At 72.3% G+C, this 26,139-nt stretch carries 28 protein-coding genes and 1 tRNA gene; 18 read left to right on the plus strand and 11 right to left on the minus strand.

The genetic code is table 11. From position 1 onward, the window contains the following. Positions 1-12: 12 nt before the first annotated feature. Entirely contained in the window at positions 13-1,191 is a 1,179-nt protein-coding gene (locus ACFZB3_RS04785; protein WP_391369581.1) for a Glu/Leu/Phe/Val dehydrogenase dimerization domain-containing protein, read from the minus strand. Between the two features lie 140 nt (positions 1,192-1,331). Here ACFZB3_RS04785 and ACFZB3_RS04790 point away from each other — a divergent pair, with 140 nt between their 5' ends. The 8 genes from ACFZB3_RS04790 (at position 1,332) to ACFZB3_RS04825 (ending at position 9,450) form a co-directional block, all read left to right on the plus strand. Further along, positions 1,332-2,519 (plus strand): MBL fold metallo-hydrolase, encoded by a 1,188-nt coding sequence (locus tag ACFZB3_RS04790; protein WP_391369584.1) that lies wholly within the window; start codon positions 1,332-1,334, stop codon positions 2,517-2,519. A gap of 153 nt (positions 2,520-2,672) precedes the next feature. Next, positions 2,673-3,833, plus strand: a complete 1,161-nt coding sequence (locus ACFZB3_RS04795; RefSeq protein ID WP_391369587.1) for a DUF4037 domain-containing protein — start codon at positions 2,673-2,675, stop codon at positions 3,831-3,833. Positions 3,834-4,260: 427 nt separating this feature from the next. Continuing rightward, the gene (locus ACFZB3_RS04800; protein ID WP_391369590.1) at positions 4,261-6,669 is read left to right on the plus strand and encodes an ATP-binding protein; all 2,409 of its coding nucleotides are present in this window, start codon (positions 4,261-4,263) and stop codon (positions 6,667-6,669) included. A 74-nt stretch (positions 6,670-6,743) separates the two neighbouring features. After that, positions 6,744-7,178 (plus strand): roadblock/LC7 domain-containing protein, encoded by a 435-nt coding sequence (locus tag ACFZB3_RS04805; RefSeq protein WP_089107225.1) that lies wholly within the window; start codon positions 6,744-6,746, stop codon positions 7,176-7,178. Between the two features lie 2 nt (positions 7,179-7,180). Then, positions 7,181-7,552, plus strand: a complete 372-nt coding sequence (locus ACFZB3_RS04810; protein WP_351714358.1) for a DUF742 domain-containing protein — start codon at positions 7,181-7,183, stop codon at positions 7,550-7,552. Next, positions 7,530-8,129 (plus strand): ATP/GTP-binding protein, encoded by a 600-nt coding sequence (locus tag ACFZB3_RS04815; protein WP_351495158.1) that lies wholly within the window; start codon positions 7,530-7,532, stop codon positions 8,127-8,129. The genes ACFZB3_RS04810 and ACFZB3_RS04815 overlap by 23 nt, the downstream gene beginning before the upstream one ends. A 61-nt stretch (positions 8,130-8,190) precedes the next feature. Further along, complete coding sequence (locus ACFZB3_RS04820) at positions 8,191-8,772, plus strand: GAF domain-containing protein (RefSeq protein ID WP_391369596.1); 582 nt, start codon at positions 8,191-8,193, stop codon at positions 8,770-8,772. A 57-nt stretch (positions 8,773-8,829) separates the two neighbouring features. Continuing rightward, positions 8,830-9,450, plus strand: coding sequence for a TetR family transcriptional regulator (locus ACFZB3_RS04825; protein WP_391369599.1), 621 nt, complete (start codon positions 8,830-8,832; stop codon positions 9,448-9,450). A gap of 35 nt (positions 9,451-9,485) precedes the next feature. Here ACFZB3_RS04825 and ACFZB3_RS04830 read toward each other — a convergent pair whose 3' ends face one another. Together ACFZB3_RS04830 and ACFZB3_RS04835 are read right to left on the minus strand one after the other, a co-directional pair. Beyond that, the gene (locus ACFZB3_RS04830; RefSeq protein ID WP_391369793.1) at positions 9,486-10,727 is read right to left on the minus strand and encodes a YbfB/YjiJ family MFS transporter; all 1,242 of its coding nucleotides are present in this window, start codon (positions 10,725-10,727) and stop codon (positions 9,486-9,488) included. 62 nt (positions 10,728-10,789) lie between these two features. Beyond that, positions 10,790-11,092 carry a muconolactone Delta-isomerase family protein gene (locus ACFZB3_RS04835; protein ID WP_391369602.1) on the minus strand — a complete coding sequence of 101 codons (303 nt, stop codon included), beginning with the start codon at positions 11,090-11,092 and terminating at the stop codon, positions 10,790-10,792. A 107-nt stretch (positions 11,093-11,199) separates the two neighbouring features. Between ACFZB3_RS04835 and ACFZB3_RS04840 the strand changes: the two genes are divergently transcribed. From ACFZB3_RS04840 to ACFZB3_RS04885, 10 genes are all read left to right on the plus strand, one after another. Next, positions 11,200-12,129, plus strand: a complete 930-nt coding sequence (locus tag ACFZB3_RS04840; protein ID WP_391369605.1) for a LysR family transcriptional regulator — start codon at positions 11,200-11,202, stop codon at positions 12,127-12,129. A 129-nt stretch (positions 12,130-12,258) separates the two neighbouring features. Continuing rightward, positions 12,259-12,972 carry an SDR family oxidoreductase gene (locus ACFZB3_RS04845; protein WP_391369608.1) on the plus strand — a complete coding sequence of 238 codons (714 nt, stop codon included), beginning with the start codon at positions 12,259-12,261 and terminating at the stop codon, positions 12,970-12,972. A 71-nt stretch (positions 12,973-13,043) separates the two neighbouring features. Beyond that, positions 13,044-13,415, plus strand: coding sequence for an SgcJ/EcaC family oxidoreductase (locus ACFZB3_RS04850; protein WP_391369611.1), 372 nt, complete (start codon positions 13,044-13,046; stop codon positions 13,413-13,415). Between the two features lie 177 nt (positions 13,416-13,592). After that, positions 13,593-14,621, plus strand: coding sequence for an L-threonine 3-dehydrogenase (tdh, locus tag ACFZB3_RS04855; RefSeq protein WP_391369614.1), 1,029 nt, complete (start codon positions 13,593-13,595; stop codon positions 14,619-14,621). Between the two features lie 43 nt (positions 14,622-14,664). After that, positions 14,665-15,858: a glycine C-acetyltransferase gene (locus ACFZB3_RS04860; protein ID WP_391369617.1), complete on the plus strand. Its 1,194-nt coding sequence runs from the start codon at positions 14,665-14,667 to the stop codon at positions 15,856-15,858. A 193-nt stretch (positions 15,859-16,051) separates the two neighbouring features. Beyond that, positions 16,052-16,954, plus strand: coding sequence for a LysR substrate-binding domain-containing protein (locus tag ACFZB3_RS04865; protein WP_391369620.1), 903 nt, complete (start codon positions 16,052-16,054; stop codon positions 16,952-16,954). Between the two features lie 46 nt (positions 16,955-17,000). After that, positions 17,001-17,582 carry a helix-turn-helix domain-containing protein gene (locus tag ACFZB3_RS04870; RefSeq protein ID WP_391369623.1) on the plus strand — a complete coding sequence of 194 codons (582 nt, stop codon included), beginning with the start codon at positions 17,001-17,003 and terminating at the stop codon, positions 17,580-17,582. Next, positions 17,579-18,115: a GNAT family N-acetyltransferase gene (locus tag ACFZB3_RS04875; RefSeq protein WP_391369625.1), complete on the plus strand. Its 537-nt coding sequence runs from the start codon at positions 17,579-17,581 to the stop codon at positions 18,113-18,115. Before ACFZB3_RS04870 ends, ACFZB3_RS04875 begins: the two co-directional genes overlap by 4 nt. A 30-nt stretch (positions 18,116-18,145) precedes the next feature. Next, entirely contained in the window at positions 18,146-18,505 is a 360-nt protein-coding gene (locus ACFZB3_RS04880) for an MmcQ/YjbR family DNA-binding protein (protein WP_391369628.1), read from the plus strand. Positions 18,506-18,622: 117 nt separating this feature from the next. Then, positions 18,623-18,696, plus strand: a tRNA-Pro gene (locus tag ACFZB3_RS04885). A 129-nt stretch (positions 18,697-18,825) separates the two neighbouring features. Here the strand turns inward: ACFZB3_RS04885 and ACFZB3_RS04890 are convergent. The 8 genes from ACFZB3_RS04890 to ACFZB3_RS04925 all read right to left on the minus strand — a co-directional run. Then, positions 18,826-19,368 carry an ABC transporter substrate-binding protein gene (locus ACFZB3_RS04890; protein WP_391369631.1) on the minus strand — a complete coding sequence of 181 codons (543 nt, stop codon included), beginning with the start codon at positions 19,366-19,368 and terminating at the stop codon, positions 18,826-18,828. Continuing rightward, on the minus strand, positions 19,365-19,670 hold the full coding sequence (locus tag ACFZB3_RS04895) for an Ada metal-binding domain-containing protein (protein ID WP_391369634.1): 306 nt from the start codon (positions 19,668-19,670) through the stop codon (positions 19,365-19,367). Before ACFZB3_RS04895 ends, ACFZB3_RS04890 begins: the two co-directional genes overlap by 4 nt. Further along, positions 19,667-20,398 (minus strand): 2OG-Fe(II) oxygenase, encoded by a 732-nt coding sequence (locus ACFZB3_RS04900; protein WP_391369636.1) that lies wholly within the window; start codon positions 20,396-20,398, stop codon positions 19,667-19,669. The genes ACFZB3_RS04895 and ACFZB3_RS04900 overlap by 4 nt, the downstream gene beginning before the upstream one ends. Before the next feature lie 23 nt (positions 20,399-20,421). Continuing rightward, positions 20,422-20,928, minus strand: coding sequence for a methylated-DNA--[protein]-cysteine S-methyltransferase (locus ACFZB3_RS04905; protein WP_391369638.1), 507 nt, complete (start codon positions 20,926-20,928; stop codon positions 20,422-20,424). A gap of 135 nt (positions 20,929-21,063) precedes the next feature. Further along, positions 21,064-21,843, minus strand: a complete 780-nt coding sequence (locus tag ACFZB3_RS04910; protein ID WP_391369641.1) for a 2OG-Fe(II) oxygenase — start codon at positions 21,841-21,843, stop codon at positions 21,064-21,066. 194 nt (positions 21,844-22,037) lie between these two features. Beyond that, complete coding sequence (locus tag ACFZB3_RS04915; RefSeq protein ID WP_391369643.1) at positions 22,038-23,081, minus strand: alcohol dehydrogenase catalytic domain-containing protein; 1,044 nt, start codon at positions 23,079-23,081, stop codon at positions 22,038-22,040. A gap of 74 nt (positions 23,082-23,155) precedes the next feature. Beyond that, positions 23,156-24,904 carry a lipoxygenase family protein gene (locus ACFZB3_RS04920; protein ID WP_391369646.1) on the minus strand — a complete coding sequence of 583 codons (1,749 nt, stop codon included), beginning with the start codon at positions 24,902-24,904 and terminating at the stop codon, positions 23,156-23,158. Positions 24,905-24,978: 74 nt separating this feature from the next. After that, positions 24,979-26,139, minus strand: a 1,161-nt coding sequence (locus ACFZB3_RS04925; RefSeq protein ID WP_391369648.1) for a catalase family protein, incomplete at its 5' end; no start/stop codon positions are given.

The raw sequence follows: 26,139 nt of genomic DNA on the forward strand, positions 1-26,139 counted from the left end.
GGCCGGGCGGCGTCACCGGTACCAGCCGAACCGCTCCGCGATCACCGGCAGCCGGTCGGTCACCAGGGCATGGGCGGCGGCCCGCGGTGTCGTGCCGTCGGCCTCCGCGCGGTCCAGCATCAGCTCCACCAGAGCCCGCATCGAACGGCGGGTGTGGGCGAACGCCTCGTCCGCGTCCGGGCCGATGTCGCCGAACAGCGTCCACCACCACCAGGCGTTGGTGCCCGAGTTCACCACCACGTCCGGCAGCACGGTCACCCCGCGCGCGGTGAGCCGTTCCTCCGCCTCGGGGAGCACGGGCATGTTGGCCGCCTCCACGATCCAGCGGGCGGTCACCAGGTGCTCGTTGGCCGCGTCGACCACGTACGACACCGCCGCCGGCACCAGCACCTCCGCCTCGGCGGACAGCCAGGCGTCACCGGGCAGTTCCGCGTCACCGGGGCGCAGCACCGCGCGGTCGACGGTGCCGTACGCGTCCCGCGCGCGCAGCAGCGCCTCGACGTCGAGCCCCGCCGGGTTGACGATCGTGCCCTTCACGTCGGCGACCGCCACGACCGTGAGCCCCGCGCGCGCCAGGAACCGCGCCGTGGCCCCGCCCATCGTGCCGAGGCCCTGCACGGCGACCCGCGTCCCCGCGTACGGCACCCCGGCCCGGTCCAGCGCCGTCAGCGCGGACTCGGCGACCCCGCAGCCGCCGGCCAGCTCGTCGAGACCGATCCCGTCCACCTCGACCGCGAAGGCGTCCGCCAGCCGCCGCCGGGCCGCCGCCTCGTCGTCCAGCAGCGGGTACACGGCCTGGATCGAGGAGACCAGCCCCGCCTCGGCGGCCGCCCGGTCCACCAGGTCCTGCGTGAGCCCCAGGTCCTCGCCGGTGGTCCAGAAGCTCTCCACGTGGGGCCGCATGGCCCGCAGGTAGCGGACCAGCAGCGCGTACGACCCCGGGTCCTGCGGATCGCAGTCGATGCCGCCCTTGGCGCCGCCCAGCGGGACGTAGCGGCCCTCGGGGTTGTAGTGCAGGGCCTCCTTCATCGTCATGCCGCGGGCGAGTCCGGTGACCTCCTCCAGGGTGCAGCCGGGGCGCATCCGCAGGCCGCCGCTGGCCACACCCCGCACCAGCCGGTCGACGACCAGGAAACCCCGGCGGCCGGTGACGTGGTCGGTCCAGACCAGGGACATCAGGGGAGCGGTCACGGGGGCTCCTCGGGAGCGGTGTGAAGAAACAGTGCTACTGAACAGTGGGTCAGTATCGGGAGGCGGGTGGTGCGGTGTCAACGCAGACTGTCACAAGGGCCGACCATAATGGGGACCTCGGCGACACCACTGGAGGTACCGTGACCGGCTTGCGTTCCCTGAGCTCCGGGCTCCGCGTGCTGCGGCCCGCTGCCTTCGGCGTGGACCCCGGCGGCGAGCGAATGGCCCGCATCCAGGCTTCCCCGCACTTCAAGGACGGTGTCTTCCAGAACCCCGGCGGCACCACCCGGATGCGGCCCTCGGGCTCGATGCTGGAGTTCGCCAGGACCTACTTCGAGAAGGAGCAGCGCGCCCGCCGAGCCCCCCGGGGGACCGTCCCGGTGCACCCCACCACCGTCGCCGACCTCGCCCGGCCCGCCGCCGGCGGCCTGCGGGTGACGTGGATGGGCCACTCCAGCGTCCTCGCGGAGATCGACGGACACCGTGTGCTGTTCGACCCCGTCTGGGGCGAGCGCTGCTCCCCGTTCCCCTTCGCCGGGCCCAAGCGGCTGCACCCGGCGCCGCTCCCGCTCGCCGCGCTCGGCCCTGTCGACGTCGTGGTCATCTCGCACGACCACTACGACCACCTCGACCTGCCCTCCATCAAGGAGCTGGCCGGCACGGACACCGTGTTCGCCGTGCCGCTCGGTGTCGGCGCGCACCTCGAACACTGGGGTGTCTCCGCCGACCGGCTGCGCGAGCTGGACTGGCACGAGGAGACCAAGATAGGCGGACTCACCCTGACCGCCACCCCCGCCCGCCACTTCTGCGGCCGCGGGCTGCGCAACACCCAGCACACCCTGTGGGCGTCCTGGGCGGTCGCCGGTGAGGAGCACCGGATCTACCACAGCGGTGACACCGGCTACTTCGACGGCTTCAAGGACATCGGCGCCGACCACGGCCCCTTCGACGTGACGATGATCCAGATCGGTGCGTACAGCGAGTTCTGGCCCGACATACACATGACGCCCGAGGAAGGCATGCGCGCCCACCTCGACCTCCAGGGCGGGCAGCCGCACGGTGTGCTGCTGCCGATCCACTGGGGCACCTTCAACCTCGCCCCGCACGCCTGGGCCGAGCCGGGGGAGTGGACCAAGGACGCCGGCGACGAGGCGGGCCAGGCGGTCGCGCTGCCGCGCCCCGGCGAGCCCTTCGAGCCCTCCGGGAAGCTGCCCGCGGACCCCTGGTGGCGCACGGTCTCGGCACCGATCGCCCGCCCGTGGCAGCGCGAGAAGCGGTCGGAGGGCGTGCCCGGAAAGGGGGATCTCGGCCTCGCGGGCGAACTGTGACGAAGGGCTTCCGGCGAGGTACATGACGAAGGGCTTCCGGCGCGGTACATGACGACGGGCCGGTGACTCCGTGACCGCTGTGGCGGTGACGTGAAAGTGGTGTGCATGCCCCTGCACAACCTGGGCAGGGGCATCGTCATGAGCCATGCACATATGTCAAGCCCCGCTTTCTTACCGGGACTTGAGCTCTCCCGGCGCTTCTACACCGAGGCCGTCCGCCCCCTCCTGGAGGAGGCCGCTCCCGGCATACCCCACTCCGCCGCCCGCATCGGCACGGGCTCCGAAGTGCTCGGCTACGACACCGAGCGCTCCGCCGACCACGAATGGGGCCCCCGGCTCCAGCTCTTCCTCCACTCCCACGATGTGAACCGCCACGCCGGACGCATCAGACATGTGCTCGCCCAACACCTCCCGAAGACCTTCCACGGCTGGCCCACCCACTTCGCCGCCACGGAGGACCGGGACATCCGCGTCATGCGGGTCACCGACGGTCCCGTGCACCACCGCGTCGAAGTGACCGGTGTCTCCTCCTGGTTCCGGGCGACCCTCGGCTTCGACCCCGCCTCCGGCGTCACCCCGGCGCACTGGCTCGCCCTGCCCACCCAGCTGCTCGCCGAGGCCACCGCCGGCGCCGTCTTCCACGACGGCCTGCGCACGCTCACCCCCGCCCGCACCGCCCTGCGCTGGTACCCCCACGACCTCTGGCTCCACGTGCTCGCCTGCCAGTGGCAGCGCATCTCCCACGAGGAGGCCTTCGTCGGCCGCTGCGGCGAGGTCGGCGACGAGCTGGGCTCCGCCGTCGAGGCCGCCCGCCTGGTCCGCGACCTCATGCGGCTCTGCCTGCTGATGGACCGGTGCTACCCGCCGTACGGCAAATGGCTCGGCAGCGCCTTCGCCCGTACCCCGGCCGCGCCGCGGCTCACCCCCGAACTCACCGCCGTTCTCGCCGCCACCGACTGGCACCTCCGCGAGCGCCACCTGGTGCGGGCGTACGAGATCGTCGCCCACCTGCACAACGAACTGGAGCTCACCGACCGGGTCGACCCGGCCACCCGCCCCTACCACTCCCGCCCCTACCGGGTGCTGCGCGCCGACCGCTTCGCCCGGGCCCTCACCGCCCGCATCAAGGACCCGGACATACGGGAGCTGTGCGGTGCCGGCGCGGTCGACCAGTTCATCGACAGCACGGAGGTCCTGGGCCGCCCGGAGCTGACCCGGGCCGCGACCGGTGCGGTGACGGGCGTCGGCGCCCATGACGGTCCGCCCCGCGCCCCGACGAAGGGCCTCCGGAGCCAGGGTCGTCACCGTGGGTGATGTTCTGGGGGGTGATGGAGGGGGCGCCGAAGGGGGTGTTGACGGGTCCGCGGAGCCTTGGAGGTCCCGCCGGGGGCGTGCGGACCGGTGAGGGGCGAGCGGGGTGGAGCGTCGGAAGCCCCGGCCCGCGTCTTCTGTGTGTGACCGTTTCTGAGCAGGTCGGATCGGTGGGTGACCGTTCAAGGGTCGACCGTCGAGGGGGTTATCGGTCTTTCGTACGACGGCTCATACCAGAGCGGGACCATCTCCGGGGGACTTTGTCAACTGCCCACCGCACATGATGCGTCGGCGACTACTGTGAGTGTCCGTCGGGCGACACGGGGCCGAATTCTTTTGCGGTCCCCTCGCCCGGCACCGCGATGGCGCATGCCCGACTCGCGCGCCCCGCGTGAGAAACCAGGCCCGACGGACCAGTACGAGGACGCAGATGTCTCACCTCCGTGCACCGGCCGCCCGCGCCGACCGCCGTGAGGGCGGCCGGCACGGACGACCGGTCGCCCGACCCGTTCCCGCGCTGCCCGAGACCCACATACGGCCTCAGCTCATGCGACTGGCGGTGCTGCCACCGGTCGCGGTGGCGCTCAGCGGCTGCGCGGCCGTCCTGTTCACCGTCCGCTCCACCGGCGCCCGGCCCAGCCTCACCCTGCTGGCCGTGCTCGCCGGAGCGGTCTCGGTGACGGCCGCGGGCATCGTGATCGCCGCCGTGGCCGCGGGCCGCGCCGCCCGTTCGGTCACTGACCGGGTCGGCGTCCTGCGCCGCAACGCCGCCCGCGGCGAGGCCGATCTGCTGGCCCTCGTCGACGCGCTGCGCCGTGGCGAGACCCCGCCCCAGCGCAAGCCGCGCGGCGGACCGCCCGAGGACGCCGACGACTTCGAGCTGCTCGCCGCCGACCTGTCCCGCGCGCACGACGGCGCCGTCACCGCCGTCGTACAGGCGGCCCAGCTGTCCAGCCAGGCCGGCAGCGAACAGAAGCTGGAGGTCTTCGTCAACCTGGCGCGGCGGCTTCAGTCCCTCGTGCACCGGGAAATCTCGATCCTCGACGACCTGGAGAACGAGATCGAGGACCCGGACCTCCTCAAGGGCCTCTTCCACGTCGACCACCTGGCCACCCGGATCCGTCGGCACGCCGAGAACCTCGCCGTCCTCGGCGGCGCCGTGTCCCGGCGGCAGTGGAGCAACCCCGTCTCCATGACCGAGGTGCTGCGCTCCGCCATCGCCGAGGTCGAGCAGTACTCCCGGGTCAAGCTCGTCCCGCCGATCGACGGCGAACTGCGCGGGCACGCCGTCGCCGACGTCATCCACCTCCTCGCCGAACTCGTCGAGAACGCCACGGTGTTCTCCGCCCCGCACACCCAGGTGCTGCTCCGCGCCAACCTCGTCACCTCCGGTCTCGCGGTCGAGGTCGAGGACCGCGGACTCGGCATGCCGGTCGGCGAGCAGTCCAAGATGAACGCCCTGCTCGCCGACCCCGACCAGGTCAACGTCGCCAGCCTGCTGGCCGACGGCCGCATCGGCCTCTTCGTCGTCTCCCAGCTCGCCCGCCGGCACGGCATCAACGTCCGCCTCCAGACCAACATCTACGGCGGGGTCCAGGCCGTCCTCGTCGTCCCGCAGGGCCTGCTGGGTACGGCACCGGGCGCCGTCGGGGCAACGGGGGCGACCGGGGCCCTGCCGCAGCCGCGCGACGCGGTGAACGGGGGCGGTGCGCCGGGGGAGCCGACCGGTGCGAACGGCGCCGGGGGAGCCCGGCTGTCCGACGGCACCGGAGCGCAGGCCGGTGTCCGCGGCGCCCTCGGGCCGGACCCGGGAGCCGCGAGCAGAGCCACCGCGGTCGGCCCCCCGGCCGGCCGGCGGGCCGGGCAGCAGCAGGGCCCAGCCCCGGCCGCCGCCGGCGGGCGGCGCCGACACGCGCAGCACGGGGGCGCGCCCACCCCACTGCCGGTGCGCGGCGCCCAGGAGGCACGCCCGAACCCCGCCGAGGCACTGCCCGGCATCCGGCCCGAGGACCGGCCGGCGGTCGCCGAGCACGCGGGTGCCCCGCCGGTCCCGCGGGTCGGCGCCGTGCGCGGCACGATGGGCAAACCCCAACTGCCGCGCCGCCGCGCCCAGGAGCACATCGTTCCCCAGCTGCGCGGCGGACCGGCACCCCGCCAGGAGAACGAGAACCCGGCCGGACACGACCCCGGTCTGATGGCCGCCTTCCAGCGCGGCATCGGCCTCGCCGAGGCCCAGCAGCACCTGGAGGCCACCGAGACGGAGCCCACCGCCGCCGAGCCCGTGGGCGGGGCACATGGCGCGTCCCCCCATGGCACCTCCCCCCACGACGCGTTCACCGGTACGGGCTTCGCCGACATCGCCGCCCGCGACCTGACCGGCGAGCGGCCGACCAACACGTCCCATGCCACGCACATGGACACCACGCACATGGACGCCTCACACATGGGCGCCACGCACATGGAGACGGCGCACGTGGAGGCCGGGTACCTGACCCCGGACCACCCGGCTCCCGACCACACGGTTTCCGACTACACGGTTCCCGACCACACAGCCCCGCACCAGTCGGCCCGGGACCGCACGACGCCGGATCCCATGGCGCTGGACCCCCTGGACCCCTTGGCCCCCGGTCACCTGACCTCCGGCCACACGACCTCGGACCACCTGACCACAGGCCACCCGGCCACGGACCACATGGCCCCCACACACATCAGCCGGACCCACCGGGACCCCGCCGACACCCGGTCCGCGTCCCTGCCCCAGTCGTACTCCCAGGCGCTGCGCCCGGTGCACACCTCCGATTTCACCCCCCGGCCCGACGGGAGCGCACCGGCCGGATGACCAGCACCGTTTCCACCCCCACCCCCACCCCCAGCGCTCCCGCTGATCTTCGTACCCCAAGGAGTCGATCCACCATGGCGAGCGATGCGCCGACCGCCCAGGTATCCGACCTCGACTGGCTGATGAGCGGCCTGGTGCAGCGTGTACCGCACACCACCAGCGCGGTGCTCCTGTCCTGCGACGGGCTGGTGAAGTCCGTCCACGGCCTAGACCCGGACAGCGCCGACCACATGGCGGCGCTCGCCTCCGGCCTGTACTCGCTCGGCCGCAGCGCGGGCGTCCGGTTCGGCGACGGCGGGGACGTCCGCCAGGTCGTCGTCGAACTCGACTCGACGCTGCTGTTCGTCACCACCGCCGGCTCCGGCACCTGCCTCGCCGTGCTGGCGGGCCGGGAGGCCGACGCGGCCGTCCTCGGCTACGAGATGGCGATGCTGGTCAAGAGCGTCCGCCCCTACCTCGTCACCGCGCCCCGGCAGCACGCCGTCGAATCCACGGCGATGAGGCCTTGAGGGTGGCGGCAGCCGGCGACGGGCCCTGGCTCGACGACGCGGCCGGACGCCTCGTGCGCCCGTTCACGGTCAGCAACGGCCGGACCGAACCCAGCATCGCCCTCGACCTCATGTCGCAGGTGATGGCGACCGGGTCCACGCCCCTCGGCTACCTCGGCCCCGAACACGCGCAGGCCCTCGACCTGTGCCGCGCCCCCGTCTCGGTCGCCGAGGTCGCCGCGCACCTCAAACTGCCCGCCGTGGTCACCAAGGTGCTGCTCTCCGACCTCGTCGACTGCGGGGCGCTGACCGCCAAGCCCCCCGTGTTCCACCACAACCCGACTGACCGGTCCCTCCTGGAGGCAGTGCTCGATGGACTACGACGACAGCTCTGATCCCTTCCCCACCGCGCTGAAAATCCTGGTGGCCGGTGGGTTCGGGGTCGGCAAGACCACCTTCGTGGGCGCGGTCAGCGAGATCGCGCCGCTGTCCACGGAGGAACTCCTCACCACGGTCAGCGCCGCGACCGACAGCCTCGACGGGATCGAGAACAAGGTCGAGACGACCGTGGCCATGGACTTCGGCCGCATCACCCTGGACCCGGAGCACGTGCTCTACCTGTTCGGCACGCCCGGACAGGAGCGGTTCTGGTTCATGTGGGACGAGCTGTCCGAGGGCGCGCTCGGCGCGGTCATCCTCGCCGACACCCGGCGCCTGGAGGACTGCTTCGCGGCCGTCGACTTCTTCGAGGAGCGCGGTCTCGGCTTCATCGTCGCCATCAACGAGTTCGACGGTTCCTACCGCTACGACCCCGAGGAGGTGCGCGCCGCCATCGACCTCGACCCGGAGGTCCCGGTGGTCCGCTGCGACGCCCGTATCTCCAGCTCCGGAGTCCAGACGCTGCTCACCCTCGTCCGCCACCTCATCGCCCACGCTCCGGTCTCCGCGCCGAGCCACGGCGCCCACATGTGAACCCCATACACCCCTCACGGAGCCCGTATATGACCCACGTCCACTGCGACGGAGCCCGCGCATGAGGTACGACCCGTCGCGCCCGGCCGGCCGGCTGCTGCTCACGCCGGAGGACAAGGAGGCCCCCGAGCGCACCCGGCGCCTTGGCCAACTGCGCCTGGGCGCGGACCCGGACCCCGCCCTCGACGCCTACGCGGACCGGCTCGCCGAGGTCACCCGGGCGCCGTACGCCATGGTCAACTTCATCGACCTGAACCGTCAGTTCTTCGCGGGCCTGCACCTGCCGGACGTGGCGCCGCCGGTGGTGCGGCCCGACGGCAGCACTCCCGTACTCGGCCGTGAGCTGCCCCGCGACCACGGTTTCTGCCCCCATGTGGTGGTCCGGCGCAAGGCGCTGGTCCTGGAGGACGTCTGCGACTACCCGCGGTTCGCGGGCAACCCGGTCGTCGACGAGTTCGGCATCCGTTCCTATCTGGGCGCCCCGCTGATCGACAGCACGGGGACGGTGCTCGGCACGGTGTGCGTGGTCGACGTGGAGCCGCGGCCCTGGGGCCGGCCCGGTCTGGAGACCATCAAGTCGTCGGCGGCGGAGCTGGTGGCCCGCATCGAGCGCCGCGAGGCAGACGGTCTGCCGCTGCTGTGACGACGGGAACAGCCCCGTCGCTAGCCGACCGGTCTAGTACCTCCGTACGCTGGTCGCATGGGACGTACCAGTGACGCCAGGCGGAAGATCCTCGACGCCGCTCGCTCGCTGATCGAAGGGCGAGGTTACGCGGCGCTCGGCGTGGCCGAGATCTGCAAGGCCGCCGGGGTGCCGAAGGGCAGCTTCTACTACTTCTTCGAGTCCAAGGAGGCCCTCGCGCTCGCGGTCGTCGACGAGCACTGGGCGGCCCAGCAGCGCGACTGGACCCGGGCCCTGACCGGCGACGCGGAGCCACTACGGCGGCTGCGGCGGCTGTTCGAGGAGACCGAGGCAGGTCAGCTGGCCGGCCAGCGGGGCTGCGGGACCGTGGCGGGCTGCCTGTTCGGCAACCTCGCCCTGGAGCTGAGCAACCAGACCGAGGCGGTCCGCGAACGGCTGCAGGAGATCTTCGACGCGCAGGTCGGCATGGTGGAGTCCGTGGTCGCCGAGGCCCGGGAGCGCGGAGAGGTGGGCGTGACCGACACCCGGGAGGCGGCGCGGGCGGTGGTGGCCCAGCTGGAGGGCCAGGTGATGTTCGCCAAGCTGTACAACAGCACCGGGCGGCTGAGCCCGCTCTGGGACAACTGCCGGGCCCTGCTCGGCGTGACAGCGGCGCAGGGCTCAGGGGCCGAGGTCTAGGAACGAGGTCTAGGAACGAGGTCTAGGAACGGGGTCTAGGAGCGGGTGGCCTCGGCCGTTTGCGGCTGCCGAACCGGCACCGTGTGGTTCGCACCCATGTGGTTCGCACCCATGTGGTTCGCACCTGTGTGGTCCGCACCTGTGTGGTCCGAACCCATGTGGCGAGGACCCATGTGGCTCGGACCCGTGTGGTCCGCCCCGATGTAGTGCGGGAAGCCGATCCGCAGCACGGCGGCCGCAACGGCAGCCGTGAGGACGACGAGGGCGGCCAGCAGCAGGGCCTGGTGGTAGCCGTGCCGCAGCAGCGGGGCGACGACGAGGGGGCCGAGGATCTGGCCGACGGAGTAGCCGGCGGTGAGCAGGGCGACGGAGCGCGGGAAGCGCAGGTGCGCGCCCGTGGCCAGGGCCAGGGTGCTCACGCCGAGGAACGTGGCGCCGAACAGCACGGCCGAGCCGAGGGCGGCGGCCGTACTCCCGGTCAGTGCCGGCAACGCGATGCCGGCCGCCTGGATCGTGAGGGCGGTGAGCAGCAGGCCGGGCCGGGACCAGCGGCGCCCGAGCCGGGCCCACAGCGCCGATGACGGTACGGCGGCCAGCCCCACCAGCACCCAGGCGCCGCTGCCCACCCAGCCGGGAGACCCCTGGCCGATCGCCGCGACCAGGAAGGTGCCGGCGACGATGTAGCCGACGCCCTCCAGGAAGTAGCTGACGAACAGCGCCCCGAACCAGCGGTGGGTGCGGACTCCCGGCCGGTCCCCGGGCACCGAGGCGGCCGGCGCGTCCTCGGGCCGCAGCCGCCAGGAGGCCACGGCCAGCACCCCCGTGAGCGCGGCGGCCGCCCACCAGGCCGCCCGCCAGTCGGAGACCGACCGCAGGGCCAGGACCAGCAGCCCGGACAGCGCGATGCCGGCGCCGACCCCGCCGAAGGCCCAGCCGGGCAGGTGCGCCGGGTGGTCCCGCAGATGGTGCAGCAGCGAGGCGACGGCGATCACGAACACCAGGGCGCTCGCGGCTCCGGCCAGCAGCCGCAGCGCGCCCCACACCGCCGTGCTGTGGGTGAGGGGCATCGCGGCAAGCGTGGCGGTCAGCAGGAGCAGCGAGCCGCGCAGCACGGCGCGGGACCGGACCAGCGCGGGGGCCAGGGTGCCGGCGAGCGCGCCGACGAGATAGCCGGCGTAGTTGGCGGTGGCCAGGTGTGCCCCGGCGCCGGCGGACAGGCCCGCCCGGTCGTGCATCAGGGGCAGGATCGGGGTGTAGACGAAACGGCCGACGCCCATGCCCGCGGCGAGCGCGGCTGCGGCCCTGGCGACATGCGTCCAGGGAGAGGTGGAGACCGGGGTCATCGGGTGCCCTCGGCCCGGCCCGGGTCGTTGGGGTGGGACTCCAGCGGAGTGACGGTGACCGTCATCCACGGGCGCAGCGGCAGGGTGCCGAGCACCTTCTCGTGGAGTTCCTCCTCGTCGGCGGCCAGCCAGACACCGATGCTGCGCAGCTCGCCCACCGGGCGCCACAGCCGGGCCAGGTGACCGGTCGCGGCCAGTTCCCGCGCCCGCACGGCCTCCGCGGCCCGCCGCCGGTCGACCCCGTCCTGGTCCGTGCCCTCGGGGACGGTCGTGGTGATCTCGACCAGGAACTCTCGCACGATGTGCTCCCTCCGTCGTCGGTGCCTCCATCGTCCGCCGCCACCGGCACCGCTGCCACGACCGGCGGGCTCCCTGCTGAGAGGCGCAGCCTCCCAGCGCGCGTAGCATGACGCGCGTGGAACTGCGCCAGCTGCGGTACTTCGTCGCCGTCGCCGAGGAGCTGAACTTCGGCCGGGCCGCAGAGCGGCTGCTCATCGCCGGCCCGTCCCTCTCCCAGCAGATCAAGGCGCTCGAACGGGACCTGGGCGTCCGGCTGTTCGACCGGGACCGCCGCTCGGTCTCCCTCACCCCCGCCGGCGCCGCGCTGCTCCCGCACACCCGGGACCTGCTGGAGCGGGCCGACGACCTCAGGCGCCGGGCGGGCCGGCTCTCGGGCTCCCGGTCGGTGCGGCTCGGCTACGTCAACTGGCTTCCGCCGGACCTCGGTTCGCGGACGGCCGCGGTGGCCCGGGTCCATGTGGACGCGTGGGTCGCGCCCTCCCACACCCAGGCCGCCCGGGTCGCCGACGGCAGTCTGGACCTCGCCGTCTGCTGGGTGCGCACCGAGGACCTCGAACGGCACGGGCTGCGCGCCCGGCTGATCGGCGCGGACCGGCTGTACGCCGTCGCGAAGGGCACCGACACCAGCGACCTTCCGGCCCGGGACGCCGACGTCCTGATCGACGACGACGTCACCTCCTGGGCCTCCTGGAACGCGTACGCCGAGGAGCTCACGCAGGCCGTCGGCGCCCGCCCGGTGCGCATCTCCGACGGCGCCGTCACCGGCCCCGCCTACTTCGACCACGTCCGCCGCTGCACCCGCCCCGTCCTCAACTCGCCCAAGGGCCAGACCGCTCCGCTCCCGCCCGACCTGGTCCGCCGCGAGATCGTCGCGCCGAAGGTGTACTGGACATGGTCCCTGGTCTGGCGCGCGAGCGAGGACCGCGCCGGCGTCCTGGCCGCCGTCGACGCCCTGTGCGCGGGCGTCGGCGACCTGGGGATCCACGCGCCGGACGCCTGGCTGCCCGCGGGCGACCCGTACGCACTCCCCGGCTGAGCTGCGCTGGGAGGCAGCGCCTCCCAGCCGGGAGGAAACCGATCCTGGCACCCCGGACGCGTCCGGCCCTACCTTCCAAATAGTCGACCGGTCGGCTAGTACCGGTCAGCCACTACGGAGAAGGTCATCATGAGCACGCAGCAGCAGAAGGTCGCGATCGTCACCGGCGCCTCGCAGGGCATCGGCGCCGCCCTCGTCGAGGGCTACCGCAAGCTCGGCTACGCGGTCGTCGCCACGTCGCGCACCATCGCCCCCGCCGACGACGCCGGCGTCCTGACCGTCCAGGGGGACATCGCCGACCCGGCGACCGCCGAGCGGGTGGTGGCCGCCGCCGTCGAGCGGTTCGGCCGGATCGACACCGTGGTCAACAACGCCGGCGTCTTCGTCGCGAAGCCCTTCACCGACTACACCGCCGCGGACTACGCGGCCGTGACCGGCATCAACGTCGCCGGCTTCTTCCATCTCACCCAGCAGGCGGTCCCGCACCTGCTCGCCCAGGGCGGCGGGCACGTGGTCAGCGTCACCACCAGCCTGGTCGACAGCCCGGACGCCCGGGTCCCCTCCGTCCTGGCCTCGCTGACCAAGGGCGGTCTGCAGTCGGCGACCAAGTCCCTGGCCATCGAGTACGCCACCCGCGGCATCCGCGTCAACGCGGTGTCGCCCGGCACCATCAAGACCCCCATGCACCCGGCCGAGACCCACGAGTTCCTCGCCGCTCTGCACCCGGTCGGCCGGATGGGTGAAGTGAGCGACATCGTCGACGCGGTGCTCTTCCTGGAGACCGCGCCGTTCGTCACCGGCGAGATCCTGCACATCGACGGCGGTATGAGCGCCGGACACTGACGGCACGGCACGGCACGGCACGGCGCGGCACAGCACAGCACTTGACCCACCTGGCAGAGCAAGGAGCGGACATGACCGGCACGACGGAGGACACGGCAATCCTGAACGCGGTCCTCGACCGGTGGAAGGCGGCCGTCGACGCACACCAACCCGAGCGCGTCGCCGCCCAGTTCACCGAGGACGCCGTCTTCCAGGGGCTGCACCCCTACAGCGTCGGACGGCAGGGCGTCGCCGCGTACTACGCCTCCCAGCCCCTCGGCATGAAGGCGGCCTACCGCGTCCTGGAGACCCGGCGGCCCGCCGACGGCGTCGTCCTCGGCTACCTGGCCGTCGAGTTCTCCTTCACGGACCGGCCCCCGCTGGACGTGAAACTCTCCGTCCTCGTCACCCGGACGGCCGAGGCCTGGCACATCGCCCACTACCAGGTCTCCCGCCTCGACTGACCGTCTCCTGGCGGGTGTTCCGGGGGTGTGAAGCCGAGCTGTGGCGGTGCTTAAGAAATCCTCGATGGACCGATGCGCCCGGGTGCGGCAGATTGCTGGGAGATTCCACCCCCCTCCCCGGCCGCGGGCCGCTTCGGCGTCCCCGCGGCCGGGATCTCACGCACAGGAGCCGTAGCGTTGAAGGCGCTGGTCAAGGAGAAGGCGGAGCCCGGGCTGTGGCTCACGGACGTGCCGGAGCCCACGGTCGGACCCGGTGACGTACTGATCAAGGTCCTGCGGACCGGCATCTGCGGCACCGATCTGCACATCCGGGCCTGGGACGGCTGGGCGCAGCAGGCGATCACCACCCCGCTCGTGGTCGGCCACGAGTTCGTCGGCGAGGTCGCGGCGACCGGCCGGGACGTCACCGACGTCAAGGTGGGCGACCGGGTCAGCGGCGAGGGCCACCTCGTCTGCGGCAAGTGCCGCAACTGCCAGGCCGGACGGCGCCACCTGTGCCGGGCCACGGTCGGCCTGGGCGTCGGCCGGGACGGGGCGTTCGCCGAGTACGTCGCACTGCCCGCGGGCAACGTCTGGGTGCACCGCGTCCCCGTCGACCTCGACGTGGCCGCGATCTTCGACCCGTTCGGCAACGCCGTGCACACCGCCCTCTCCTTCCCGCTGGTCGGCGAGGACGTCCTGATCACCGGCGCGGGACCGATCGGCCTCATGGCCGCCGCGGTGGCCCGGCACGCGGGCGCCCGGCACGTCGTGATCACCGACGTCAGCGAGGAGCGCCTCGACCTCGCCCGCAAGATCGGCGTGAGCCTCGCCCTGAACGTGTCCCAGTCCGCGATCGCCGACGGGCAGCGGGAGCTGGGGCTGCGCGAGGGCTTCGACATCGGCCTGGAGATGTCCGGCCGGCCCGAGGCCATGCGGGACATGATCGCCAACATGACGCACGGCGGCCGAATCGCCGTGCTCGGCCTGCCCGCCCAGGAGTTCCCCGTCGACTGGGCCCGGATCGTCACCTCGATGATCACCATCAAGGGCATCTACGGCCGCGAGATGTTCGAGACCTGGTACGCGATGTCGGTTCTCCTGGAAGGCGGACTCGACCTCTCGCCCGTGATCACCGGCCGCTACGGCTACCGCGACTTCGAGGCGGCCTTCGCCGACGCGGCGAGCGGCCGCGGCGGCAAGGTCATCCTCGACTGGACCGCGTGATTCCCCGCGTGTTTCCTCGCGTAAATCCTTAGGAGCTTCTGGAATGTTCGACTCCGTGCGCGACGACCTGCGCACCACCCTCGACGAGATCCGCGCCGCCGGCCTGCACAAGCCCGAGCGCGTGATCGGCACCCCGCAGTCCGCGACCGTCAGCGTCACGGCCGGCGGCCGCCCCGGCGAGGTCCTCAACTTCTGCGCCAACAACTACCTCGGCCTCGCCGACCACCCCGAGGTGGTCGCCGCCGCCCACCAGGCCCTGGACCGCTGGGGCTACGGCATGGCCTCGGTCCGCTTCATCTGCGGCACCCAGGAGGTCCACAAGGAGCTGGAGGCCCGCCTGTCGGCGTTCCTCGGCCAGGAGGACACGATCCTCTACTCCTCCTGCTTCGACGCCAACGGCGGCGTCTTCGAGACCCTGCTCGGCGAGGAGGACGCGGTGATCTCCGACGCCCTCAACCACGCCTCGATCATCGACGGCATCCGCCTCTCCAAGGCCCGCCGCCTCCGCTACGCCAACCGCGACCTGGCCGACCTGGAACGGCAGCTGAAGGAGGCGCAGGGCGCCCGGCGCCGCCTGGTCGTCACCGACGGCGTCTTCTCCATGGACGGCTACGTGGCCCCGCTGCGCGAGATCTGCGACCTCGCCGACCGCTACGACGCGATGGTCATGGTCGACGACTCGCACGCCGTCGGCTTCGTCGGCCCGTCCGGCCGCGGTACTCCCGAGCTGCACGGCGTGATGGACCGCGTCGACATCATCACCGGCACCCTCGGCAAGGCCCTCGGCGGCGCCTCCGGCGGCTATGTCGCGGCCCGCGCCGAGATCGTCGCCCTGCTCCGCCAGCGCTCCCGCCCCTACCTCTTCTCCAACACCCTCGCCCCGGTGATCGCGGCGGCCTCGCTGAAGGTCCTCGACCTGCTGGAGGCGGCGGACGACCTGCGGGTCCGCCTCGCCGAGAACACCGCCCTGTTCCGCCGCCGGATGACCGAGGAGGGCTTCGACATCCTCCCCGGCGACCACGCCATCGCCCCCGTGATGATCGGCGACGCGTCCGAGGCGGGCCGCATGGCCGAGCTGCTGCTTGAGCGGGGCGTGTACGTGATCGGCTTCTCCTACCCGGTGGTCCCGCAGGGGCAGGCCCGGATCCGGGTCCAGCTGTCCGCGGCCCACTCGACGGACGACGTCGACCGCGCGGTGGACGCCTTCGTCGCGGCCCGGGCGGAGCTGGCGGGCTGACCGGAGCCGCAGGGCCGACGGGGTCCGGCGGGCCGACGGGGTCCGCAGGGCCGACCGGGGTCGCCGGGCCGACCGGGGTCGCCGGGCCGACCGGGGTCGCCGGGCCGACCGGGGTCGCCGGGCCGACCGGATCCGGTGGGCCGGGCAGATCCGGTGGCCCGAGCGGCCCCGACATATTGCGATAATCAATCTCATGATCGAGGCGCGGCGGCTCCACATCCTCCGTGCGGTGGCCGACCACCGCACGATGACCGCGGCTGCCGCCGCGCTGTACCTGACCCCGTCGGCCGTCTCCCAGCAGCTGACGGCCCTCGAACAGGAGACGGGTCACCGCCTGGTCGAGCGCAGCGCCAAGGGCGTACGGCTGACCGCGGCCGGCGAGATCCTGCTCGCCCACACCAACGCGGTCCTCGCCCAGCTGGAGCGGGCCGAGGCCGAGCTGGCCGCGTACGGCTCCGGTGAGGCCGGCACGGTCACCGTCGCCGCCTTCGCCACCGGCATCGCCCAGGTGGTCGCCCCGGCCCTGGCCCGGCTCGCCCGCACCGCCCCGGGCATCCGCGTCCGCGTCCAGGACGCCGAGGGCGACGCCAGCCTCCCGATGGTCCTGGACCGGCAGGTCGACGTCGCGGTCGCCGTCGAGTACCGAGGCGCCCCGCCCGCCGACGATCCCCGGCTCACCCACGTGCCGCTGTACGCCGAGCCGTTCGACGCCGTCGTCCCGCTCCACCACCGCCTGGCCGAGGCCTCCGAGGTCCCGCTCGCCGAACTGGCCAAGGACACCTGGATCGGCCCCTACCCCGGCAACCCCTGCCACGACGTGGTCGTCCTGGCCTGCGAGAGCGCCGGCTTCCAGCCCCGCCTCGAACACTCCTCCGACGACTTCCGGGCCGTGGTGGCGCTGGCCGCGGCCGACGCCGGCGTGGCCCTGGTCCCGCGCTCCGCGCTGCGCGGCACGGACCTGACGGGCGTGGTCGTACGCCCCGTCGACGGCGTCGCCCCGACCCGCCGGGTCTTCGCGGCCGTACGACGCGGCGCCGAGGAGCATCCGCTGATCCGCCCGGTGCTCGACGCCCTGGGCGAGGCGGCACGGCCGTGAGCCCTTCTTGACGTCGGCGTTTCACATCGGGGATATCGTCCCGGACATGAAACAGGAGGAGAGGGCGGCCCCCGACCCCGTCGACGTCCGCCTCGGCAGCCGCCTCGCCCAGCTGCGCGCCGAACACGGCTGGTCCCTGGGCGAGTTGGCGGACCGCAGCGGAATCAGCAAGTCCACGCTGTCCCGGGCCGAACGGGCCGAGACCAGCCCCACGGCGGCCCTGCTCAACCGCCTCTGCAACGTCTACGGCCGGACTATGTCCCAGCTGCTCAGCGAGGTCGAGGCGGAACCCGCGCCCGTGCTGCGCGCCGCCGAGCAGCAGGTCTGGGAGGACCGCGCCTCCGGATTCGTACGCCGGTCCGTGTCGCCGCCGCACGGCGGGCTGCGCGGCGAACTCGTCGAGGGCCGGCTCGCGGCGGGGGCGGACATCGCCTACGACCGCCCGCCGGTGCCCGGCCTGGAGCAGCACATCTGGGTGCTCGACGGGAGCCTGGCCGTGACGGCGGAGGGCACCGAGCATCTCCTGGACAGGGGGGACTGCCTGCGGCTGCGGGTGTGGGGGCCGACCCGGTTCCGGTGCGCGGGACCGGCACGGACGCGGTACGTGCTGGCGGTGGTCCGGCCGTGAGGACCCTGCGTCTCGAAGCAGATCAACTGTCCGACCGGGTGGGCGAGTTGGCCGACCTGCTCGTCGACACCGTGAACGGCGGGGCGTCCGTCGGCTTCCTCGCCCCCTTCGGGCGGGAGCGGGCCGTCGCCTGGTGGCAGGGGCGGGCGGCCGCCGTGGCCGCCGGGCAGCTCGCCGTCTGGGCCGCGCTGGACGGTGCCGGCCGGACCGTCGGCACGGTCGGCCTCGCCTTCGCCCACCCCGGCAAGCCCAACAGCCCGCACCGCGCCGAGCTGGTGAAGCTGATGGTCCACCGCGACGCCCGCGGCCGGGGCATCGCACGCGGCCTGCTGGCCGTCGCCGAGGAGGCCGCGGCCGCCGCCGGGATCACCCTGCTCCATCTGGACACCGAGACGGACAGCCCCGCCGAGCACCTCTACCGCTCGGCCGGCTGGACCCGCGCCGGTGTCATCCCCGACTACGCCCTCGACCCCGGCGGCGTGCTGCGCCCGACGACCCTCTACTACAAGCACGTGGGCGTTCCGGCCGGGTGACTGTCAGTGCCAGGGGCTACGGTTCGGGGCATGCCGGAAGCCGAAGACGTACGTCGTGTCGCCCTGTCCCTGCCGGACACCAGCGAGAAGATCGCCTGGAGCATGCCCACCTTCCGGGTCGCCGGGAAGATGTTCGCCACGCTGCCCGAGGACGAGACCTCCATCGCCGTGCGCTGCCCCAAGGAGGAGCGCGACGAACTCGTGCTCGCCGAGCCGGGCAAGTTCTGGATCGCCGATCACGAGGCCCAGTTCGCCTGGGTCCGGGTCCGGCTCGCCGCGCTGGAGGGCGAGGACGAGCTGCGCGACATCCTCGCCGACTCCTGGCGCCAGGCGGCCCCGCCCCGACTCCTGGACTCCTACCCGGAGCTGGGGCTGCCGGAGGGGAGCTGACCACTCCCGTGGCACCGTCCCGTCCGGCCGGGACAAAAGGCGTGCGCGACCACCGAGCCGAGTGCGGTATTGTTTCCTTGCACGTTTCGCCCGGGGAAATCCCAGGTCAAACGGCATCGGGACGTGGCGCAGCTTGGTAGCGCACTTGACTGGGGGTCAAGGGGTCGCAGGTTCAAATCCTGTCGTCCCGACTGGAGACAGTCGCAGTTCAAGGCCGGTTTTGGAGAGCATCCGAAACCGGCCTTCGATCATTGGCGGGGCTTCGGGCTTCGGGCTTCCGGCTTCCGGCTCGGTGGGGCCGGTGACTCGCACGGCGATGTTCAGTCGGCGCACTCCTCGCACACGTCCCAGATGCCGCCGTCGGCGCTCGCGCCGCGCAGCCCGCTCAGGATGCCGGGGCCGGCGAGCGCGGCCAGGCTGGGGGTGTGCAGCGAGGAGAACGCGACGGTGCGGGCCGGGTCGAAGCCGGTGGACCGGCGCAGCCGGCGGGCGAGTTGCGCGAAGCCCGGCACGGCGGCGGCGATCACCCACGCGTCGGGGGTTTCGGCGGTCAGCCGCCTCGCCGGGCGCAACCAGGAGGCGGCCGTCTCCGGCCAGTCCACCACCGTGAGCACCTGTCCGCCGCGGGCCGTCCACGCGCGCGCGAACGCCCGGGCCGCGGCGCGGGAGGCGTCGTCGCGGCTGTGTCCGATCGTGACCGTCTCGATCCGCGCCTTCGGGCCGGTCAACAGTGCGATGAGCGCGGCGAGTTCGGCTTCGGTGTGCGGCCGGGGCGCGGGCAGGCCGCCTGCGTGGGCGGCCAGCGCGGCCGCGTCGATCAGGGGTGAACGGGAAGTGCCGTGCTGCTCGGCGGGGGAGTTCATGAGGCGGTGCCGCTCTCTCGGTTCGCTTTCCAGCGGGCGTACTCGGCGGGAAGGCACACGGCGCAGGGCCGGAATCCGGCGGCGATCGCGGTGGTCTCGTCGGCGAAGAACACCCGGTTCTCGACATAGTGGCCGCGGGCGATGGCCCGCAGCGCGGACGGGCAGTCCAGCCGCCCGTACAGGCGTCCGCGGCGGTGCCCGCCGAGAGTTCCCGGAATCGGGCTCCGGCAGGGCCGTCCGTCCGGGCCGAGCAGGATGTACGCGCGCTCGGGCTCGCCGGACACGGGCCGGGCGTGGCTCATGCCGCGTCGTGGAAGACGATGCCGAGGGCGTGGCGGCGGCCGGAGCGGACGGTGCTCACGCCGTGCCGCATCGGCCCGTTGGACCAGCCGCGCTTGGTCGCCACCGGCCGGTCACGGGTGGTGAAGACCAGGCCGTGGCCCTGCGGCAGGGTCGTGGCCGAGCCGCGCGACTGCGCGCGGGGCCGCTGCTCGGTCATCAGGAACTCCCCGCCGGTGAAGTCCGTGCCGGGGGCGTCGAGGCCGATGACGACCTGGAGGGGGAAGACCATGTCGCCGAACACGTCGCGGTGCAGGGCGTTCCAGTCGCCGGGACCGTAGCGCAGCAGGATCTGCGCGGATCTGGCCTGGCCCGCCTCGTGGCACAGCCGGAGCCACTCCTCCAGGCTGTCGGGCCAGGGGGCGGGCCTGCCGAGCCTGGCCGCCCAGTCCCGGGCGACGGGCAGCAGACGCGGGTAGAACGCCTCGCGCAGCTCCCGCACCGGGTCGGGCAGGTCGTCGGTGAAGTAGCGGTACTGGCCGGAGCCGAAGCGGTGCCGGGCCATGTCCACGGTCGTGCGGAAACGCGTCGGCTCGTCGTAGAGGGCGGTGATCTCCCGGCACTCGGCGGGCGTGAGGAGCTGCCCGGTCAGGGCGTTGCCGTGCGCGTCGAGTTCGTCGGTCAGGGCTGCCCAGTCGCTGCGGGCGACCCGGCCGGCGACCGGGCCCGTGAGCCGGGTGGTCTCGGTCATGGTGGGGGATTCCTTGCGGTTTCTCAGGCGGCCTGGTGGACGTGTTCCAGTTCCAGGAGCTGCTGCTTGCGCTCCAGACCGCCGGCGTAGCCGGTCAGTGCGCCATTGGCGCCGATCACGCGGTGGCAGGGGCGGACGACCAGCAGCGGGTTGGCTCCGATCGCGGTGCCCACGGCCCGTACCGCGGCCTTCGGGGCGCCGATCCTGTCGGCGATGTCGCCGTAGGTGAGGGTGGTGCCGTACGGGATGGCTTCCAGGGCCGTCCACACCCGCTGCCGGAAGTCCGTTCCGGTGGTGACGTACTCGATGCCGAAGCGGGTGAGCCTGCCGTCGAAGTAGGAGCGCAGCTGGGCGACGATCTCGGTGAACGCCTCCGGCTTGCTGATCCAGCCGTCCTGGACCACGGCCCCGTTCTTCTGGCCGGGCACGGACAGCGAGGCCAGTGCGGTGCCGCCGTCGGCGGTGGCCGATTCCTCGCCCACCAGCAGGAGCTCGCCCAGCGGGCTGTCCATGGTCGTGTAGAGCGTCATCGGTCCGGTGTCCTTTCCGAAAAGCTGTGCAGTGCTGTTCACGTCTTCCATTTTGCGGCTCGGGGGATGTCGGGTCCGGCGGGATTCGGACGCCGATCTGCGGGCCTCACACGCGCCGGGCGCGGGGTCCGCGGCTCACCGGGCGTTGTGGAAGATGAGGCCGAGGGTGGTGCGCCGGCCGGTCTCGACCGCGTTGGTGCCGTGCCGCATCGGGTGGCGGCGGAAGCCGTTCCTGCCGCGGACCGGGCGGTGCCGCACGGGGAAGATCATCCCCTGGCCGAGCCGGGGTCGGACGACCATCGCGCGGGACTGGAACCGGGGCCGTTGTTCGACGAAGACGTTCTCGCCGCCGGTGAAGTCCTCGCCGGGCTGGTTGAGCATGATCGCGATCTGCAGCGGGAAGACGATGTCGCCGTAGACGTCCTGGTGCAGGCACGCGTAGTCGCCGGGGCCGTACTGGAGGATCAGCGGGGTGGAGCGGTGCTGGCCGTTGGCCGCGCACTCGGCCAGCAGCTCGTCCAGCGAGTGGGGGAAGGTGCGTTCGTCGAGCTGCGGGGCCCACTGGTCGGCCATCCATGCCAGCGGCGGGTACAGCCGCTCGCGCAGGGTCTGGACGAGCGGGACGGCCGCCGGATCCGCGTAGTACCGGTAGGTGCCGCGGCCGAACTGGTGGCGCTGCATGACGACCGTGGAACGGAACAGGGCGGGCTCGTCGAACGTGTCGATGATCTCCTGGCACTGCGCACGGGTCAGCAACGGCGGGGTGAGGGCCACGCCCTCCTCGTTCAACCGGGCGTACAGCTGCCCCCAGTCGAGTGCGCTTAGCGCGGGCAGACCGCCCGTCGGGGGTACGGGCGGTGCCTGGCCGACCGGTGCGGCAGCGGGGAACAAGGTGTCGGCGGTGGACTGGTTCATGAGGGACAAGGGGTCTTCCGTGGACGTGCCGCGCCGGAGCGGGTCTGCGTGCCTCACCGGGAGGCGCGCAGCCGGGCGCTGCGCCGTCAGCGATCATCGCGGCCGAGCCGTCCGGGTGCTGGCGGCATTCGGACGGCACGTCCGCGGCGCCGTCGAGGAGTGGCGCTCGCGTCCGCGGTCAGTCCTGCGCGCGGTCAGTCCTGCGCGGGCATGAGGACCGCGCGGCCGACGAGCCGTCCGTGCTTGAAGTCCTCGTACGCCTGCTGGGCCGCGCCGAGCGGATAGCGGTCCACCAGGATCCTGAGCCGGCCGAGGGCCGCCAGGCCGACCACTTCCCGCAGGGCGATGCTGCCGCCGTTCAGGCTGGTCGCCAGCTGGGTGCCCGGCGGCACCTTGAAGAAGTCGAAGGGAACCGCGCCGCCGCCGGCCCCGACCATCGTGAGGCTGCCCCGCCAGGAGAGGACGGCGACCCCGAGGGCGAGCGTCGCGTCCACCCCCACGCAGTCCAGCACGAAGGTCGCGCCGATGCCGCCGGTGAGTTCGCGGATCTGCTTCACGGTGTCGGGGCCGTCGGCGAGGACCTCGTCGGCTCCGAGTTCGCGGGCGAGCTTCAGCCGGGCATCGGAGGAGTCGACCGCGACGACGCGGGCGCCGGTCAGCAGGCGGAGGAACTGGATCGCGTAGAGCCCCAGCCCGCCGGCGCCTATGACGACCGCGGTGCTGCCCGGCCAGATCTTCGGAATCGCGGGCTTGATCGCGGCGTACGTCGTGATTCCCGCATCGGTGAGCGGTGCCGCCTCGACCGGGTCCAGGTCCCCGATGGGCACCAGGAACCGCGCGTCGGGCACCAGGATGTACGGCGCGTGTCCGCCGTCGAAACCGACACCGGGTGCGCGGATGCCCTTCTGGTGGTAGCAGTGGTTCTCCTCGCCGGACCGGCACATGTGGCAGTGTCCGCAGCTCGCCCAGGACGGGTCGATCGCGACGGCGTCACCCGGGCGGAAGTTCGTCACACCGCTGCCCACCTCCTCCACCCACCCGGCGACCTCGTGCCCGAGGGTGAAGGGCGGCGGATCCGTCCGCCAGTAGGACGCGTCCCGACCGATGACGGTGAAGTCCGTGTGGCACAGGCCGGAACCGGCGACCCTGACCACCACCTGGCCCGGCCCCGCGTGCGGATCGGGCACCTCCTGGAACTCCGGTTGGCCCTGCGGCTGCAGAAGTCGGTAGGCGAGCATCGTTCTCTCCTCTTGAAAGGGGTCGTACGCGGCCGGGCCGCAGGCACCGGCGACTGGTCACATGCCTCGGCCGGTCAGATGTTCGTGCTGTTCGGGATCAATGACGGCCGCAGGTAGACGTAGGCGTGCGGGCGGTGACGGTTGCGCCCGGCGATCTCGTCCTCGGCGGCGATCAGGTTCTGCTGGAATTCGTGCAGCCGGGCCGCGACCGGCGTGTGCTTGAAGTCGTCCTCGTAGTGGCCGAGCTTCGTCTCGTGGACGACGCCGAGGAAACGCATGGTGCAGAGCTGCTGGACGGCCACGTCGAGCGGCGGCAGATTGGCGAGCCAGTCCTGCAGGGTGTGGTCCCGGCCGCGCGGCTCCTGGGTGAAGCCCGCGATCGGGTTGGCCGGCAGGTAGCTCAGGTGCTCTTCCTGGGTGAAGTTGACGGCGGCGTGCTGCGGGCCGGCGGTCCAGATCACCATGGTGAGGATCTCGGCGAGGTCGGTGCGATCGGCGATCGTCCCCGCGCCGGCGCCGAAGTCGCGGACGGCGCCGGCCTCGGGTGAGGCCACCTCGGCTGCCCACGTCTGCAGTTCGTGGTCCTCGCGGACCTCGGCGTCGGACCGGTAGTACGCGTTGACGAACTCGTCGGTCCACCGTCGTATCGCCGTCCACACGAGCAGGCCGTCGTCGCGGTACGGGTAGTGCGGCAGGCCGCTCAGGCTGTCGGTGCCCGAACGGGCGAGTTTCGCCGGGAGGTAGTTGCCGGTGAACGAGAAGTTCTTCCGGTGCTCGGCGATGAACGGGTAGGTGCTCTTGAGGTCCGAGCCGATCACGTACTCGACCGCCCGGCCCGGCTGGATCAGCACCTCGACCGCGAGCTTGTTGATCGACATGGTGCCCTCGAAGTGGCGCCGCAGCAGCACCGCCACCGGGTGCACCGCGGCGAGGTTGCGCACCGCGGCCAGCAGCACGGCCTCGCTGATCAGATGCGTGAAGGCGAGATGGGACAACACCCCGTGGTAGGTGTTGTGCGCGGCCAGCACGCAGTTCTTGGCCAGCTTCCAGGAGTAGCCGTCGGCGGGCGTGTAGATCTCGCGTCCGGCCGGGTCCTGGCCGCACTGGATGGCGAAGGGCCGGAGCGCGCCGCCGGTACGCGGCACCGCGAAGGCCACCATCGGGCTGTAGATGTACTTGGGGTCCTGGTAGTGACGGCCGTTGCTCAGGACGGACATCGGCTCGTGGTCCACCCAGTGGACCCGGCCGGCGGCCAGGGCGGACTCCAGTGTTTCATGCGCCAGTTCGGGCACGCTGTGCAGGTGCTCGCTGGTGATGGGGAACTTGCCGGGCACCGTGTCCAGCCGGGTCAGCCGTGTCGGGTCCGGCCCGGCGACCATCATCTCGGCGAAGTACTCGTCGGTCTCGCACCAGCTCACGACGCCGGGCGGCTTGACGACCGTGAAGATCTCCTGGAACTGCTCCAGCGTGTTGGCCGTGCCGGCGTCCGTGCGCGGGCCGGGCGTGGGCATGAAGTAGTCCAGGAGCCCGGCGACGTCGTAGTCGTGCACCATCGCGGCAAGTCTGCGAGGTGCCAGCGGCTGGAGTTCGTTGACGAAGTCCCACTTGCCCCGGCGCCGGAGGTTCAGCAGGTTGAGCCGGATCCGCTCCTGCTCCTCGACGGCCTTGAGCTGCCAGGCCGCGCTCGGACCGTTGCCGTCGTCGGCCCCCGCGGCCACCGGGAATCCGTACGCCTTGTCGTAGGTGTGTGCCGCCCTGGCCGCGGCCATCTGCTCGGCACGCTCTCCGCGTGGGTCGTTCTGGGAGATGAGGTATTCCGGCATTGCCTTTCCTTTCCGTTCTTTTTCGCGCGACCCGCACGCATTCCACGGCGATGACGAAAACGGCGATCAGAGCGTCATTCGCGGCCCGGCAGTGACAGCACTTCGTCCGCGCTGACAGGCTCGCGCTGCGGCTGGTTATTGATCTCCCGGCGAATCCTGGCCGACTCCGAATAGACGCGTCGCACGTCCATGATCTCGCCCAGCGGCCGGTGTTCGGACGTGACGCGCCATTGGTTGAACGCCAGGGCGTCGGCCTGCTCGGGGTTCGCCGTGGTGATGTCCTGACGTGGGAGATGCACCCGTCCGACCGTGACGAAGGGCGACAGTTTCTCCGGCCATTCCACCGTGGTGTCGTTGACCGGCATCGCCTTCAGGTCCGTGCACAGCTGCACCTGGAGGTCGAAGTCGAAGGCGCGTGCGCGCAGTTCGTCCACCAGGGCCGGACCGAACACATCCGGTCCGTTGCCGAGGTCGAGTCTCCGGTGGATCACGTTCGCGGCGCTCTCGGCCACCGCGGCGACCCGGACCTTGGCGAGATGGTCACCGTGGCGTACCGACGCCATCGTCCAGTACGTGCCCTGCAGCGGATTGCGCACCTGCGTCTCGGCTGCCGTCTTCACGAAGGCGAACAGCTCTTCCCATGCCCAGCCCGACTGTTCCAGCGTGCCCTTGCCGGTGAGGTAGTCCGCCAGGAGCTGGTGGAACCCGGTCCGCCCCCGCGCCAGGTAGTCGCCGACCCGGTCGCCGATGTCCTCGATGAAGAGATAGTGCTTCGCCGTGTTCGCGATGAAGGTCGGACTGTTCTTCAGCACGAGGTCGAACGTGGTCGCGTCCGGCTCGTCATCCACCAGCTTGGTCCCGGCGACGTCGAACATCTTCATCGCGAAACCCACGACCGGTCCGAGCTGTGCGTCCGGCCCCAGGTGGTTCGAGGAGCTGGAGAACCGGATCAGCGCGTCGTGCCGGCCGGGCTTCGCATAGATGCCCTGCGCATAGGCCGCGGGGACCTCGCTCAGAATCTCCACCTCGGCTCTGACGACCCCGAACGTCTTCGCATGGGCGCCGCGCACGGCCCGCCCGCCGCCCTCCTTCTCCGGCGATTCACCGACCTTCTTCACCCAGTAGTCGATAATTTCGGTGAGACCGTGTTTGAGATCTGCCGTGTCTCGTTGCTGAGGCGCTCGTTGAGCTCGCGGTGAGCAGTGTTGGGGGTGGGTATCCGTCGGACCTGACGG

Source organism: Streptomyces sp. NPDC008092, assembly GCF_042957285.1.
Classification (GTDB): Bacteria; Actinomycetota; Actinomycetes; order Streptomycetales; family Streptomycetaceae; genus Streptomyces.

Coding starts and splice junctions, on each gene's coding strand:
- ACFZB3_RS04900 (WP_391369636.1), bottom strand. CDS start 20,398: ATGACCGAGACCACCCGGCTCACGGGCCCGGTCGCCGGCCGGGTCGCC.
- ACFZB3_RS04840 (WP_391369605.1), top strand. CDS start 11,200: ATGACGCGCGTGGAACTGCGCCAGCTGCGGTACTTCGTCGCCGTCGCC.
- ACFZB3_RS04920 (WP_391369646.1), bottom strand. CDS start 24,904: ATGCCGGAATACCTCATCTCCCAGAACGACCCACGCGGAGAGCGTGCC.
- ACFZB3_RS04800 (WP_391369590.1), top strand. CDS start 4,261: ATGTCTCACCTCCGTGCACCGGCCGCCCGCGCCGACCGCCGTGAGGGC.
- ACFZB3_RS04915 (WP_391369643.1), bottom strand. CDS start 23,081: ATGCTCGCCTACCGACTTCTGCAGCCGCAGGGCCAACCGGAGTTCCAG.
- ACFZB3_RS04890 (WP_391369631.1), bottom strand. CDS start 19,368: ATGAACTCCCCCGCCGAGCAGCACGGCACTTCCCGTTCACCCCTGATC.
- ACFZB3_RS04820 (WP_391369596.1), top strand. CDS start 8,191: ATGAGGTACGACCCGTCGCGCCCGGCCGGCCGGCTGCTGCTCACGCCG.
- ACFZB3_RS04860 (WP_391369617.1), top strand. CDS start 14,665: ATGTTCGACTCCGTGCGCGACGACCTGCGCACCACCCTCGACGAGATC.
- ACFZB3_RS04865 (WP_391369620.1), top strand. CDS start 16,052: ATGATCGAGGCGCGGCGGCTCCACATCCTCCGTGCGGTGGCCGACCAC.
- ACFZB3_RS04815 (WP_351495158.1), top strand. CDS start 7,530: ATGGACTACGACGACAGCTCTGATCCCTTCCCCACCGCGCTGAAAATC.
- ACFZB3_RS04795 (WP_391369587.1), top strand. CDS start 2,673: ATGTCAAGCCCCGCTTTCTTACCGGGACTTGAGCTCTCCCGGCGCTTC.
- ACFZB3_RS04825 (WP_391369599.1), top strand. CDS start 8,830: ATGGGACGTACCAGTGACGCCAGGCGGAAGATCCTCGACGCCGCTCGC.
- ACFZB3_RS04880 (WP_391369628.1), top strand. CDS start 18,146: ATGCCGGAAGCCGAAGACGTACGTCGTGTCGCCCTGTCCCTGCCGGAC.
- ACFZB3_RS04845 (WP_391369608.1), top strand. CDS start 12,259: ATGAGCACGCAGCAGCAGAAGGTCGCGATCGTCACCGGCGCCTCGCAG.
- ACFZB3_RS04805 (WP_089107225.1), top strand. CDS start 6,744: ATGGCGAGCGATGCGCCGACCGCCCAGGTATCCGACCTCGACTGGCTG.
- ACFZB3_RS04850 (WP_391369611.1), top strand. CDS start 13,044: ATGACCGGCACGACGGAGGACACGGCAATCCTGAACGCGGTCCTCGAC.
- ACFZB3_RS04830 (WP_391369793.1), bottom strand. CDS start 10,727: ATGGGCGTCGGCCGTTTCGTCTACACCCCGATCCTGCCCCTGATGCAC.
- ACFZB3_RS04905 (WP_391369638.1), bottom strand. CDS start 20,928: ATGACGCTCTACACGACCATGGACAGCCCGCTGGGCGAGCTCCTGCTG.
- ACFZB3_RS04910 (WP_391369641.1), bottom strand. CDS start 21,843: ATGAACCAGTCCACCGCCGACACCTTGTTCCCCGCTGCCGCACCGGTC.
- ACFZB3_RS04895 (WP_391369634.1), bottom strand. CDS start 19,670: ATGAGCCACGCCCGGCCCGTGTCCGGCGAGCCCGAGCGCGCGTACATC.
- ACFZB3_RS04870 (WP_391369623.1), top strand. CDS start 17,001: ATGAAACAGGAGGAGAGGGCGGCCCCCGACCCCGTCGACGTCCGCCTC.